This is a genomic window from Streptomyces sp. AF1A (assembly GCF_047340315.1).
Taxonomy (GTDB): Bacteria; Actinomycetota; Actinomycetes; order Streptomycetales; family Streptomycetaceae; genus Streptomyces.
On record NZ_JBLEBI010000010.1, the window covers coordinates 43,836 to 56,622 of the forward strand.

At 70.0% G+C, this 12,787-nt stretch carries 16 protein-coding genes; 8 read left to right on the forward strand and 8 right to left on the reverse strand.

Features of this window, described 5'->3' with window-relative positions:
• Nucleotides 1-154 precede the first annotated feature (154 nt).
• The 4 genes from ACLU3S_RS05425 (at nucleotide 155) to ACLU3S_RS05440 (ending at nucleotide 2,658) form a co-directional block, all read left to right on the forward strand.
• Entirely contained in the window at nucleotides 155-892 is a 738-nt protein-coding gene (locus tag ACLU3S_RS05425; RefSeq protein WP_413950570.1) for a helix-turn-helix transcriptional regulator, read from the forward strand.
• 162 nt (nucleotides 893-1,054) lie between these two features.
• Complete coding sequence (locus tag ACLU3S_RS05430) at nucleotides 1,055-1,465, forward strand: hypothetical protein (RefSeq protein WP_413950571.1); 411 nt, start codon at nucleotides 1,055-1,057, stop codon at nucleotides 1,463-1,465.
• A gap of 164 nt (nucleotides 1,466-1,629) precedes the next feature.
• Nucleotides 1,630-2,169, forward strand: a complete 540-nt coding sequence (locus tag ACLU3S_RS05435; protein ID WP_413950572.1) for a DUF2231 domain-containing protein — start codon at nucleotides 1,630-1,632, stop codon at nucleotides 2,167-2,169.
• A 66-nt stretch (nucleotides 2,170-2,235) separates the two neighbouring features.
• On the forward strand, nucleotides 2,236-2,658 hold the full coding sequence (locus ACLU3S_RS05440; protein ID WP_413950573.1) for a hypothetical protein: 423 nt from the start codon (nucleotides 2,236-2,238) through the stop codon (nucleotides 2,656-2,658).
• A gap of 160 nt (nucleotides 2,659-2,818) precedes the next feature.
• On the opposite strand, the gene ACLU3S_RS05445 is transcribed toward ACLU3S_RS05440, so the two are convergent.
• From ACLU3S_RS05445 to ACLU3S_RS05460, 4 genes are all read right to left on the reverse strand, one after another.
• Entirely contained in the window at nucleotides 2,819-3,478 is a 660-nt protein-coding gene (locus tag ACLU3S_RS05445; protein ID WP_413950574.1) for a GNAT family N-acetyltransferase, read from the reverse strand.
• Nucleotides 3,479-3,711: 233 nt separating this feature from the next.
• Nucleotides 3,712-3,927, reverse strand: a complete 216-nt coding sequence (locus tag ACLU3S_RS05450) for a DUF397 domain-containing protein (protein WP_413950575.1) — start codon at nucleotides 3,925-3,927, stop codon at nucleotides 3,712-3,714.
• Nucleotides 3,924-4,808: a helix-turn-helix domain-containing protein gene (locus ACLU3S_RS05455; RefSeq protein ID WP_413950576.1), complete on the reverse strand. Its 885-nt coding sequence runs from the start codon at nucleotides 4,806-4,808 to the stop codon at nucleotides 3,924-3,926. Before ACLU3S_RS05455 ends, ACLU3S_RS05450 begins: the two co-directional genes overlap by 4 nt.
• A gap of 714 nt (nucleotides 4,809-5,522) precedes the next feature.
• Nucleotides 5,523-5,942 carry an arsenate reductase ArsC gene (locus tag ACLU3S_RS05460; protein ID WP_413950577.1) on the reverse strand — a complete coding sequence of 140 codons (420 nt, stop codon included), beginning with the start codon at nucleotides 5,940-5,942 and terminating at the stop codon, nucleotides 5,523-5,525.
• Nucleotides 5,943-6,011: 69 nt separating this feature from the next.
• Here ACLU3S_RS05460 and ACLU3S_RS05465 point away from each other — a divergent pair, with 69 nt between their 5' ends.
• From ACLU3S_RS05465 to ACLU3S_RS05475, 3 genes are all read left to right on the forward strand, one after another.
• A complete protein-coding gene (locus ACLU3S_RS05465) occupies nucleotides 6,012-6,326 on the forward strand; it encodes an ArsR/SmtB family transcription factor (protein WP_413950578.1) in 315 nt (104 codons plus the stop codon).
• A gap of 40 nt (nucleotides 6,327-6,366) precedes the next feature.
• Nucleotides 6,367-7,155, forward strand: coding sequence for an aquaporin (locus tag ACLU3S_RS05470; RefSeq protein ID WP_413950579.1), 789 nt, complete (start codon nucleotides 6,367-6,369; stop codon nucleotides 7,153-7,155).
• A gap of 454 nt (nucleotides 7,156-7,609) precedes the next feature.
• Nucleotides 7,610-8,239 carry a hypothetical protein gene (locus tag ACLU3S_RS05475; RefSeq protein WP_384605774.1) on the forward strand — a complete coding sequence of 210 codons (630 nt, stop codon included), beginning with the start codon at nucleotides 7,610-7,612 and terminating at the stop codon, nucleotides 8,237-8,239.
• On the opposite strand, the gene ACLU3S_RS05480 is transcribed toward ACLU3S_RS05475, so the two are convergent.
• Complete coding sequence (locus ACLU3S_RS05480; protein ID WP_413950580.1) at nucleotides 8,209-9,435, reverse strand: hypothetical protein; 1,227 nt, start codon at nucleotides 9,433-9,435, stop codon at nucleotides 8,209-8,211. The two genes, ACLU3S_RS05475 and ACLU3S_RS05480, sit on opposite strands and share 31 nt — an antisense overlap.
• 2 nt (nucleotides 9,436-9,437) lie before the next feature.
• Entirely contained in the window at nucleotides 9,438-10,544 is a 1,107-nt protein-coding gene (locus ACLU3S_RS05485; RefSeq protein WP_413950581.1) for an ImmA/IrrE family metallo-endopeptidase, read from the reverse strand.
• Between the two features lie 241 nt (nucleotides 10,545-10,785).
• Here ACLU3S_RS05485 and ACLU3S_RS05490 point away from each other — a divergent pair, with 241 nt between their 5' ends.
• On the forward strand, nucleotides 10,786-11,268 hold the full coding sequence (locus ACLU3S_RS05490; RefSeq protein ID WP_413950582.1) for a DUF5994 family protein: 483 nt from the start codon (nucleotides 10,786-10,788) through the stop codon (nucleotides 11,266-11,268).
• Nucleotides 11,269-11,359: 91 nt separating this feature from the next.
• On the opposite strand, the gene ACLU3S_RS05495 is transcribed toward ACLU3S_RS05490, so the two are convergent.
• Together ACLU3S_RS05495 and ACLU3S_RS05500 are read right to left on the reverse strand one after the other, a co-directional pair.
• Nucleotides 11,360-11,707, reverse strand: a complete 348-nt coding sequence (locus ACLU3S_RS05495) for an STAS domain-containing protein (RefSeq protein WP_190018954.1) — start codon at nucleotides 11,705-11,707, stop codon at nucleotides 11,360-11,362.
• Nucleotides 11,708-12,014: 307 nt separating this feature from the next.
• Nucleotides 12,015-12,719, reverse strand: coding sequence for a DUF5994 family protein (locus tag ACLU3S_RS05500; RefSeq protein ID WP_413950583.1), 705 nt, complete (start codon nucleotides 12,717-12,719; stop codon nucleotides 12,015-12,017).
• Between the last annotated feature and the right edge of the window lie 68 nt (nucleotides 12,720-12,787).

Genomic DNA, 12,787 nt, shown 5'->3' on the forward strand with positions numbered 1-12,787 from the left:
GCCACGCGCCCGGAGCCGAAGTACGCGGTGCGCGTCTCCAGCAGCGGCCCGGCCGGGCGCGGCGGGTGTCGTGTGCTGTCCGGGGGGTGGCGGGTGCCGTGCGCTGTCCGGGCGGTCGCTTTTCGCCCACAGCAATGGTCGATAAGATGCCGAGGTGGGCCTCGACCATGCCTCGCTGACCTCCCTGGCCGCCCTCGGCGACGCCACCCGGCGCCGGATGTTCGCGTTCATCCGGCAGACCCGGCGGCCGGTGACGCGCGAGGAGGTCGCCGACGGTCTCGGCATCTCCCGCAAGCTGGCGGCCTTCCACCTGGACAAGATGGTGGCGGCGGGTCTGCTGCAGGCCGGCTACGAACCCCCGGCGGGCATCCGCAAGGTCGGCCGGCGGCCCAAGGTGTACGAGCCGGTGGCCGAGGCCATCGCGGTGAGCATCCCCGAGCGCCGCTACGGCATGCTGGCCGACGTCCTCACCGAGGCCGTCCTCACCGAGACGGAGGGCGAGTCGGCCCGCGACGCGGCGCTGCGCGTGGCATACCGGCGCGGAGAGGACCTGGGCGGCGCCGAACGCGAGCGGACGCGCCCCGGGCGGCTCGGAGCCGAGCGGGGACTGACCCTGGCCGCCGAGACGCTCGAGGAGTTCGGGTTTGAACCCGAGCGCACGGCACCCGGGTTGCTGCGGCTGCGCAACTGCCCCTTCCATCCCCTCGCCGCCAAGGCCCCGGAGCTGGTCTGCGGCGTCAACCAGGCGTTCCTCGCGGGCTTTCTGCACGGCCTCGGCAGCGACAGGACCACGGCGGTGCTCGCCCCACGGCCCGACGCGTGCTGCGTCGAACTGCGCGGCGACGGCGCGGCCGGGGGCGCGTCGGAGCCGGACACCGCCTGCGAGCGGTGAGCCGAGGCGCTGCCCCGATCCACGCCGGTTCCGCTCCAAATTCACACCTACGGGTGAACTGGTGGATGGATGTCCGGGCTGCTCCCGTCGGATGAGGTGTCCTGGGGCGCGCGGCTCCGCCGGAACGGGGAGCGGCCGGCCAAGGGCAGGGGGTCCACGACGATGCGTGTCTTCGTTCTGTGCGCGTGGCTGCTGACCGCGGCCCTGGGCGGCTACCTCGCCGCCGTCTGGATCCGCCACGGCGGACTGCGCCAGCGCACGCCCGGTGTGACGCGGCTGCCGCTGTGGCTGGTCCTCGGCCATGTGGCGCTCGCCGTGGCCGGGCTCGCCGCCTGGACGGCGTACCTGGTGGGCGGCGTCCGGGGCTCGGCCTGGGCGGCGTGCGCGGTCGTCCTGGTCGTGGCCGCCTTCGGGTTCATGATGCTGCTGCGCTGGATGCCCAGCTCCGGGCGCCACTCGCACGGCGGCGCCTTCGCCGAGCGCCACTTCCCGCTCACCGCCGTCGTCGCCCACGGCATGTGCGCCGGCGCGACCGTGCTGCTGGTCCTCCTCGTGGTGCTGCGCCGGCTGTGATCCCGAGCCGGTGACCCCGGCGCCGCGATCTCTGCGTCCGCAGGTCAGTGCCATTTCCCGCGCACCCTCGCTCGTCGGGGTGACGCGCCTCTTGACCCCCGCCCCAAAAAAGACCAACAATCATTGGTGAAATAGCTCACGGGCGGCTCGGAGCGAGGTCCCGCATGACGGTGAACAGCGAATCCGGTGCCACGACGGACCTTCGCCAGGCGAAGCAGCCGGTCAGCGGCGCGCTGGCGGGGCCGTACGGGCATCCCTTCCATCCCATCCTGGTGACCGTGCCGATCGGGGCGTGGGTGTCCAGCCTGGTCTTCGACATCGCCTCCCGGATCGTCGACCGGCCCGCCTTCCTCACCCACGGCTCGGTCTGGCTGATCGCCATCGGCGTCCTGGGCGCGCTGGCCGCGGCCTGCGTCGGCTTCCTCGACCTGTTCGCCATCCCCACCGGCACACCCGCCTTCCGTACGGGCCTGGTGCACATGGCGCTGAACCTGGCCGTCACCGCGGCCTACGCGGCGGGCTTCGCATGGCGGCAGGGCGGCGGACCTCCGCGGGGGCAGGGCGTCGGGTACGGGCAGCTGGCGCTCTCCGCCGTCGCCCTCGCCGTCCTCGGCCTGTCCGGCTATCTCGGCGGCAAGCTCGCCTACCGCTACGGCGTGCGCGTCGCGGAGGAGTCGGTGCAGGCGGAGGGCTACCGCACCTGACGGCGGCCCGACCGCCTCGTCCTCACATCCGCACCCCTCATCCACCTTCCTCACCGGAGAAACGACATGGACATCGGCGCTCTCGTCGCCTGGGTGGTCACCGCCCTCGGCGGTTTCGTGCTCCTCGCCCGCTGGATCTCCCGCGGCGGCCTGCGCCAGCAGCAGACCGGGGGCACCCGCTTCCCGGCGCCGCTGGTCTTCGGCCACTTCCTGCTCGCCGCGGCCGGGCTCGTCGTATGGATCGTCTACCTCGCCACCGACCGAGGCGCCCTGGCCTGGACGTCCTTCGGCATCCTCGTCGCCGTGGCGCTGCTCGGCTTCGCGATGTTCGCCCGCTGGGTCCCGGTGTACCGGGCGGCTCCGGCCGGCGAGGAGACGACGCCCGCGGAACGGCACCTGCCCGTGCCGGTGGTCGCCGCCCACGGCGTGCTCGGCGCCGCCACGCTGGTCCTGGTGCTACTGGCGGCACTCGGACTCGGCGGCAGCTGACGCGGACGGGCCGGGGAGCGGTACGGCGCTCGGTGCGGGGCGGGTGCGCGGACTCGGCGGCAGCTGACGCGGACGGGGGGAGCGGTACGACGCTCGGTGCGGGGCGGGTGCACCCACGCGGCGGCGACTGACGCGGACGGGCCGGGACGCGGCCCGGCGCTCAGTGCGGGGCGGGTGCACCGGCTGCCGCCCGGCGGCGCTCCAGGCTTCGGGCGATCCGGCGCTCCAGCCCCGCCCGGCAGCCCGGCCACTCCTCCGCGGTGATCGAATAGAGCGCGGAGTCACGCAGCCGGCCCTCCTCGCCGGGCGCCCGTGACGGGGACCAGTTCCGCAGCACCCCCTCGCACCGGGCGCCCACTCGCTCGATCGCGGCCCGCGAACGGCCGTTGCGCGCATCGGTCTGCAGGTCCAGCCGTGCCACGCCCCAGCGCTCGAAGGCGTGCCGGAACAGCAGGTACTTGGCCTCGGTGTTCACGCCCGCCCCCTGGGCCGACGCCGCCAGCCAGGTGAACCCGACCTCGATCGCACACAGGCGGTCCCCGTCCGGCCACAGCCGCGGATCCCAGGAGGCCGTGGCCCCGACCGCCCGCCCCGACGCCAGGTCCACCTGCGCGTACGGGGCGAGTCTCCCGGCCGCGGCACGTGCGAGCTGGGCGTCGATGTACCCGCCGACCTCGGCCGCGGTCGGCACCCAGGTGAACCGGTACGCGCCGCGGTCCTCCTCCGCCGCCACCGCCAGGTCCGCCGCGTGACGGTGCTCCAGAGGCTCCAGCCGCACGAGCGCGCCTTCCAGAACCGGCCTTCCCAACGTGAAACCCACTGCTCGCCACCCCCGCGTCGGCACGCACTCGCCACCGGGCCGCCCGGCCCGCAGCGGCAGCGTCGCAGAGCCGCCGCGCCCTGTCGCGCGAATTCTCTCCGGGCCGGGGTGACGCGGCGAAAGCCGCTCGCAGGGGGGCAGTACGCGAGCAACGCGCAGCGACGGACACCGGCGCGGGCGGCGACACCAGTCATCGCGAACGGACTGGAGGACGTTTCTCTCGTTCGACTGACTCAGCGTCGACTGTTCAAGGCGTACGTCACGAAGTCCGCCCACGCGCCCGGCCCGAGCGCCAGCCGGGGACCGTCCGCGTTCTTCGAGTCGCGGACGTGGACGGTGTCAGGGGTGAGAGCGATCTCGACGCAGGAGTTGCCGTCGTTGCCGCTGCTGTAGCTGCTCTTGAACCATGCCAGCTCGGAGGCGTACCCAGCAGTGGGCTTGCGGATCATGTTTCTCCCAGCAGTTGGTCGATGAAGGCCAATGTCTCCCGTGGTGAGAGAGCCTGAGTCCGGATGGTGCCATACCGCAGTTCAAGGATGCGCAGAAGTTTGGGTTCGGAGGTCGGCCGGCCGTTGAACGCTCCGTCGGAGCGGCCCACTGCCGAACCGTCCGCGAACTTCAGCAGCTCGATCTTGCCGTCCATGCCGGAGTGCGTCTCACAGTTCAACGGCATCACTTGAAGAACGACGTTGTGCAGTCGCCCCACCTCCAACAGGCGTTCAAGCTGCTGACGTTGCACCATCGTGCCCCCGATGGGACGCCGTAGAGCCGCCTCTTCCAGGACGAAGCTGAGTGCGGGTGCGGGAGAACGCTCGAAGACCGAAGCTCGGGCAACGCGAGCCGCCACCATGCGCTCCACCTCGTCAGGGGCGTACGGGGGTTGCATGGCCTCGAACAAGGCCCGCGCGTGATCAGCGACCTGCAACAGACCGTTAATGCCGTTGCTTTCGTAGATGCCGATCTCCACCGCTTGTGCCTCCAACTTGGCCAGCTCCCGAACCTTCTTCGGATACCGGACCTTCTTCACGTCCTCCCACGTCGCCGCGATCAGCCCGCCCGCGCCCAGCACCTCATCCGCCCGGACCAGGTAGTCCTGGCGGGGGATCCGCTTGCCGCCCTCGACCTTGTAGACCAGGTCCTCCCCGTACCCCACCGCCCTGCCGAACTCGGCGGCCCGCAGCCCCACTGCCTCCCTGCGCAGCTTCAACTGCCGCCCGACGGTGGTGATGACGGCGACGCCCCACTCGTCGTCGGGATCCACCTCCCACCCCGGCTCGTCCGCCTCGCCCGACTCGATCCCCGGCCGTGCCACCTCGCCGTCCACCGACATACCGCGCCCCCCCGTAGTCCCGCGTCGTACCGCGACGCCCTGCCCGGAGCAACGGTGCCGACAGCCCGGACAGCACCGGACAGCCGGCCGACAGTCACAGGGAAATCCGCGACGAAAGCCGCGCCCAGGGCCGCGCCGAGGACGATCTGCTCGTCCTTGAGCGGCGCGGCATCCCCGTCTCCGAGGAGGCCTGCAGCCGCGTGACCGACTGCAGTGACCCCGAAGTCCTGCGGACCTGGTTGCTGCGAGCCGTGACCGCGGCAACCGCCGACGAGGTCTTCGAGACCGAGTAACGGTTTCTCCGGGCTGAGCCTCCTGCGCGGGCCCAGTGCGCGCGGCACCGCTGCCGGCCGTCCCCTCCCACGAGCCGTCCCCTGACCGGCGTGGTGCGCAGTGCGCGGACGGCGCTGCTCACTGAAAAGGGCGAGGCCCGAAGACCCCGCCCAAACCTCACGAAAACCAGCTCACGGCCCCCTCCCGTAGCAGTAGGGCAGGGGCCATCAGCGCTTGCCCACTCTGCGTTCCGACTGCGCTGCCTAACGAGCGACGTACCGAACTGGCACGCGATCACACCCATCCTTCACGTCGAACGCCTGTTCTGTGAAGGGGATGCAGGAGGCGGGTGCCGAGGTGATGTGGCCGATCTCGCTGGCTCCACGGCGGTGGTCAATCCGGAGCCGATCACATCGGCGGCGCCGTTGCCCGTCGCGGATATCACGCCTCCTGCTGGGCGTCGATCTCCGCGATCAGCGCCTCGATCCGCTTCCTGATCTGGTCGCGGATCGGGCGGACGGCCTCGACGCCCTTGCCTGCGGGGTCCTCCAGGGCCCAGTCGAGGTACTTCTTGCCGGGGAAGACCGGGCAGGCGTCGCCGCAGCCCATGGTGATGACGTAGTCGGACGCCTGGACGGCCTCGGCCGTGAGGACCTTGGGCTGCTGCTCGGCGATGTCGATGCCGACCTCCCTCATTGCCTCGACCGCGGCCGGGTTGACCTGGTCCGCGGGCACGGAGCCGGCGGAGCGGACCTCGATCCCTTCGCCCGCGAGGTGGGAGAGGAAGCCGGCGGCCATCTGCGAACGCCCGGCGTTGTGCATGCAGACGAACAGCACGGAGGCGAGCGGGCTGGAGGGCATCGGTTTTTCCTTCGTCAGCGGATCAGCCCAGGCCGGTATCAGCCAGGAGTGATGTGAAAGTATCAGTCCATGCTGACGTCAGTCGACACTGATCTGTTGCGGGTTCTCGCGGACCCGCTCCGCTTCCAGATCGTCACCCTGCTCGCCCAGGAGACGCTCTGCACGACGCACCTGATCGAGGAGACGGGGGCCAAGCAGACCAACCTCTCCAACCATCTGAAGGTGCTGCGCGAGGCGGGGGTCGTGGAGACGGAGCCGTGCGGCCGGTTCACCTACTACCGGCTCAAGCCCGACGTCATCGCCTCGCTTGCAGGTCAGTTCGCCGACCTCGCGGAGACCGCGCGTGCCACCGCCGAGAACAACGTGAAGCGGTCCTGCCCCTGATTCCCCCGCCGTGACGGCGACCTGTACCGAGGAGTTCCTGTTGACCGCCACCGAGGCCACCCAGCACGGCAGAACAGGGCAATCCCCCATAGCCTCCGCCGCCGAGCCGCAGCCCGCTCCGGGTGCGACCCCGTCCCGGCGTCCTCCGCTGCTCGCCAAGGCCGCCGCCGAACTCGTCGGCACGGCTGCGCTCGTCGCGATCGTGGTCGGCTCCGGCATCCAGGCCACGGAACTGACCGAGGACGTGGGGCTGCAACTGCTCGCCAACTCCACGGCCACCGTCTTCGGGCTCGGCGTCCTGATCACCCTGTTCGGCCCGGTCTCCGGTGCGCACTTCAACCCGGCCGTCACCCTGGCCGAGTGGTGGACGACCCGGCGCGGCGGCCCCGGCGTCACGTTGCGCGAGGCGGCGGCATATGTCCCCGCTCAGATCGCCGGTGCGATCACGGGCTCGGTCCTGGCCGACGCGATGTTCGGCGAACCGCTGGTGAAGTGGTCCACCCACGACCGTTCGGCCGGCCACCTGCTGCTGGGCGAGGTCGTCGCGACCGCCGGCCTGATCCTGCTGATCTTCGGCCTGGCCCGCACCGACCGCCTCCGCTTCGCGCCCGTGGCCGTGGCTTCGTACATCGGTGCTGCGTACTGGTTCACCTCGTCCACGTCCTTCGCGAACCCGGCGGTGACCATCGGCCGCGCCTTCACCGACACCTTCGCCGGCATCGCCCCCGCGTCGGTCGCGGGGTTCATCGGCATGCAGTTCGTTGGAGTCGTGGTCGGACTCGCGCTGGTGGCGCTCGTCTTCATGCCCGGTCGGGAAGCCGCCGAATGACGCGGACAGCGTTGGTACCCCGCCCAAACCTCACGAAAACCAGCTCACGGCCACACCAGGCAATACGGCTGATGCCCCGCCTCATGCAGCCGTTTCGAGAAGTCCTGCCACTCGTGCAGCGATTGGAAGAGGCTGCGCGCTGACCTGGGGCTTCTCGGTTAGACGTGCGTTGACCTGCGGAAACCCTTCTTGGTAGTTCTCACGGGTTAACGCCGTTTCCCGGGCCCATGTGCCCTGGATGTGCCCTCCGGGGACGTGGCTGGGGAGGCGCGTTCAGGCCCAGCTTTCGCGCCTAGGGCGCCGTAATGAGGGCAGTGATGCGGAGAAGGATCCCAGTCGGGCAGTGTCCGCGAGGCGTCTTGAGCTGTTTGGCAGGTGTACCCGTACGCATACGGGTTGGATGAACGCGGGGCCGCTGCATGCGGTCGAATCCCAGTGAGGCAGGGTGGGGGCCATGGTGACCTTGGCGAGTTCCCTGACGGGCGGTTCTGTGCGGGAGGCTTCTCGCGCCTTGCTGGAGCCGGGCGGGCAGGCCCGAACTGTCTCTGTCTTCGGGACCGAGGCGCTGTGCTTCTACCGTCTGAACGAGGATGAGCATGCGCGGCGCGAGGAAGTCTCCGCCGCCAGGGTGGATAAGCTGCCCGACCTTGAGTGCCTGCTGACACTCCCGGTGGACGTTCCTGTTCCGCTGCAATCGCTGGACTCGCCGGCGCGGCGGGCGGTGCGAGGGCTGCCGTCGGGAGCGGTGGAGCGAGACCGGAAGACGGTCACCCGACGTGCCGTGCGGCCCCTGCAGGTGGATCTTGCTGTGGTTCGCGCTTCCGGGTGGCGCCTGGGCCTTGAGCGAGCGGGCCAATTTGCTCCCTTCTGCCGCCGGGCCATGCTGTTGGACCGTCTTCCAGCCCGACTGGATGAGGTCCTCGTCGAGGCCGACTTCTACGGCATCGGCGTGTTCGTCGCCTCCGGAGACGAGGTCGAGCTGGTACTGGAGCCGGAGGACTACAGGCCGCCCCGGCACACCGCTGCGGCCTGGTGGTTCGTCGAGGATGTATATCAGCGCCTACGCTCGGCGGCGGCTGTCTGAGCCGATGTCTTGGCGGCTTCGGGAGCGGTCGACGCCCATCGATCGAGCTGCGCCGGAGACTTGAACGCCTTCGGCTGCCTGATGGACGTGTTGATCAGTTCGTACTGATCGAGAGCTTTCTGGCAGCGGTCGAACCACCACTGCTGGCGTGCTGTGCCGGGCTTGACGGAAGTAAGGGCGCGCAGCCACTCCATGAGGACAGCGACGTTGTGGGCCGCCGCTGCGGCAGGAAGCTCGCCGCGGTTGCTTGTGAAGGCGTCCAGCGCGAGCTTGCCGGCGCAGGCCGAGCAGAAGCAGACCGGAGCGTGGGCGCCACCGTAACGCTTGGCGATCGTCTCGCCCAGGAAGAAGGCCATCAGGTCGGGGAAGAGAAGGTGCGGTGACTGCACGGGGATGCTCTTGTTGGTCTGCGCTTTTTCGCCGGGGGCGATGATGTGCCGGTAGCGGCTGCTGGCGCCGAAGGCTGTGAAGGCGGCACCGAAGGCCAGGGCGCCGAATGCCGCGAGATCTGTGCGTAGCAGGGCAGCTCTGGGGACTTCCTCGATGACCTGCTTGAGATGACTTACGGCCTTGGCATAACGGGCCAGGGGGTCCATCTGCCCGCCCAGCATGATGGCCTTCGGCCCCTTGATCATCCGCAGGTAGGCGATGAGCTGGCGGGTCGATTCCTCGTCGCGTAGCCAGGAGACATCAACCGGAGCGGCGAAGATCACCTCTGGATCGTCGAGTTCCAGGACTCGTGTCACGGCGGCCCGGAGGGCATCGGAGTCCTCGCCCCTGATGTAGCCGGTGGGGGTCATGGGGAGCGTTGCTCCGGCGTCCCGCTGCTCGGCCAGAGACAGTTCCAGGGGATCGTCGAGGAAGAGCGTGGGCTCGGCGTCGTAGGGGAAGGGGTTCTCCTCGGTCGCGGCGCTGACCTCGTACACCGCCGGGTCGATCAGGAGCGGAGCGGCGTAGCCGTCCCGGTATCGCAGGGTGCCGGCCTTCTTCACGGCGTCGGTGCCACACAGGATGAGCCCACTGCGTGCCAGGTCGACCTGCCCCTGGACGTAGCCGAGCCGGGCGGTGCTGACCTGGATCAGCATGCGGCCCTTCAGACTGTTCAGGCTGTCCGGCCGGTCTCGCGCACCCACAGCGTCGGGAGGCTCGGTCAGACCGGAGCGTGGACGAGGCAGCGGGGCGGAACGGTCGGTCATGGTCACCTTCGGAAGGCCGGGAATGATGATGAACCGGCGCCCTCGACGTACAGGCGCTGGAAGTCTTCAGGAAGCAGGTGCGCGCAGGCAGCCGCATCCTCCAGAGTCATCTGGCGGTCGGTCAGCAAGGTGTGGACAAGGGCGGCGAGGCGCCGCGGCTGCTCTGGGGGGACATCAACAGGCTCTGCGGTCCGGTAGCCGAGCGCTGACATCTCGATCATCAGGGTGCGGTACTGCCACTCGCTGACGGCGTTGAGCGTTTGGGCACGGCGCAGCAGCGCGCTCATGGAAACACCCCAAAGCCGCTTCAGCTCCGTCAGCCTGGCCAGATCGACGCCATCGGAGAACGCCTGCCGGATATCGGAGGCAGGCATCAAGAACTCGGCAGCGAAGGCGTCGGCCTGCTTCTCCTGTGTTGACCCTGTGCCCGGCTCGTCATGCATCACAAGGTGACCCAGCTCGTGCGCGAGGCTGAAGCGACGTCGGTCGCCCGGTGCCCGGGTGTTGACCAGGAGCAGAGGTTGCCCGCCTTCTGCCCACTGGCTTACGGCGTCCAACAGGTCGCTGTCCAGGTCGCGGGTGATTACCAGTGCGCCGGCATGCTCCAGCACCGCGACTATGTCGGGCACCGGACCGGGGGCCATGCACCACTCCCTGCGGACTCGCCGGGCAGCGTCCTTCGGGGTGGTGAGGTCATCCAGCGAGACCCTGAAGAAGTGTTGCGGGACTGGTGGCAATGCCGCTGCGGACGCCAGGCCGTTCAACTGAATCCGTGAGAGCGCCAAATGGGCGTGCACGCGCCGCAGAGCGGAAGCAGACAGAGATGCTTTCTTGCGGTGGTGGACCAGACCCACTCCGATGCCGCTGACCTGCGGATCCAGGCACAGCAGCTCAGGAGGGTAGCCGAGCGCGGCTGCGTATAGCTCAAGACGCTCGCCAGTGACGACGAGACGACCAGCCTCGGCTCGGCTTACGTAGCCCTGAGAAACCGTAGTGCCACTCAGCGACGCCTTGGTCATAGCCGTGGCGACCTCAGCCTGCGTCAGCCCGCGGGACTCGCGCGCCAGCACGAGCATCCCGGGGTGCGCCCGCAGCTCAGCGATCGCCATACACGACACCACCTCGTATCAGACCTCGAAACAGTAGCACGAAATATTCCACAACTGATTCGAGGCCCTGAGCCCCCTCCGTAAATCTCGACGTGCGGCGGACCTTCTGTGTGCTGCATCCGTTCCCTCCAGGGCCGGACGGGGGGCTTGGGAGATGCCGTCGCGCGTGACACCAGGAGTAGCGTGGGACCTGCGGAACGGAGTCCCGTCGTCGCACCGGCCCTACAGACGGGTGGTCATCATGACCAGCTCGGACACACCACCTGTTCCCCGGCGTCTGCCCAGTGGCGTCCACGAGGCCGTGCGACCGGGATCTGCGCTTCTCCGGCTGGAGACGACCGAATCACGCAAGGGCGTCCTCGACGGCGCGTGGTGGCCGCGCTCGCGCGACATCGGCGCCGAGCTGCCCGCCCTGTTGAGTGCCCTCGTCGCCCACCTCGGCCCCGTGTCCCGTGTGGGGCTGGATGCCACCGCCTGGGCGGGTCTCCCGACGCGTATCGTCGTGGACGACCACGTGGTGCACATCGACTCCTTCCCGGTCGGTGACAACACGGTCCTGATCACCCGGGGCGACCGGGACATCTTCTCGCTGCTGGTCGTCCCGCCCGACGCGGCACCGGATGCCGCCCGTGCCGCGATGGCCCAGGCGGTCCGGGTGGACAACGTCAGCGACGCGGAACAGATCCTCATCGACACCGGGAGCGGGCGTGGTCCTGTGGGCTGACGGGGCGGCGCGTGGCGCGACCGGCACGACTTGACCGGCGCACCGGCGCTCTCCGTCAGGCGGCCCGTTCCCTGGGGCGCTTCTGCCGACGTCAGGTCCGCTGAGGGCGCGCCCCTCCCGGCCTCATCGGGTAGAGCAGACCGTCGGAGCCCGTGTCCAGGAGCAGTCGTTCGGTCTGCGGGGAGGGGTGGTGCAGCAGCAGGAACGCCTGGGCCTCGGCGGCATGCTCCGACACGTCGAGGAAGACGCGCAGGCCGCTGTCGTCACAGCGGTCGACGGTGGTCAGATCGACGTCGATGAGGGTGATCCCGTCCCGCAGACACTGCTCCAGAGCGGCGCGCACCCGGGGCGCGGTGACGGGGTCGATCACACCGGCCAGAGTGACCAGGGCCCGCGCGCCCCGGTCGTGCCGGTAGATGTTCAGCCGTGGAAGAGTCATGACGCCTCGGTTCGGATGCTCGGAACCTCGGGTGCTCCAGAGCCTGCGTCCACGCCCCGGGCTCGCGTCGCCACGGGCCGGGTGGGCGGTGGGGCCGGGCGGCCGGTCGGACTCCCGGATGCCGACCCATGGTGCGGGGTGCGGCTGGGGCGCGCCACGGCCACGGCGACCGGGCCGGGGAGTGCTGTACCGGTACGCCGCGATCCTGTCGGCGTGCTGGAGCCCGGGCCGGTGGATCACGTACGCCGCCACTGCGACGAGGACCAGGAAAGCGATGGCCGTCAGGAAGGCGTTCATGGCGGCCGCCTCACATACCGATGATCAGCCGGCTGGCCGGCCCTGGCGGACCGGTCTGTCCGGTGATGGCCGCGGACACCGCCGAGGCACCGCCCTCGTACTCCCATGCCTTGTCCTGGCCCAGGGTCTGGTCGGTGGGGGAGACAGCGTGCCGGGCCGCTTCCGCGGCGATGAGCGCGCTCGCGGTCAGGAGCGGGCCGTCGTGGTCGGATACGGCTGCCATCAGACGGGCCGCCGACTGCGCCCCGGTCTCGGGCGGAACGACAAGGAGATCCCAGCGGCTGGTGCCGTATGAGAGCAGCAGCAGCTTGTGCGGGTCGATCTCCGACGTGAACCAGCCGACCTTGACGATGTGCCCGCTCACGGGGATCTTGCGGGGGATGACCGGCCAGTGTTCCGGGTTGACGGCGATACGGGTGATGCGGTCCCACAGTGGGTCCAACAGGTCGGTGAGCGCCGGCAGTTCACTCAGCAGGTCCCGGGACCGCGGCCACCAGGCTCCGTCCAGCAGCCCGCGGGATGCGCCGTCGGTCTTCAGCGCGAGACGCGCGGCCGGGGCTGCGACGGGCTCGCGGTGCGGCAGGGTGGGGTACAAGGTCGCCGACATGGTGCGGACCTGTCTCCGGGCCACCTGCGCCGCGGCCCGGGTGTCATCCTTCGCCGGGGACGACCCGGCGTGGAAGCCGGTGTGCGAGATGCCCTCGGTACTGCCCACACTACTCCGCGTTCACCGGCGGCGAGGAGCGGTGGGCGTACGGATGTGCGGTACCTGCCGCCGTGCAA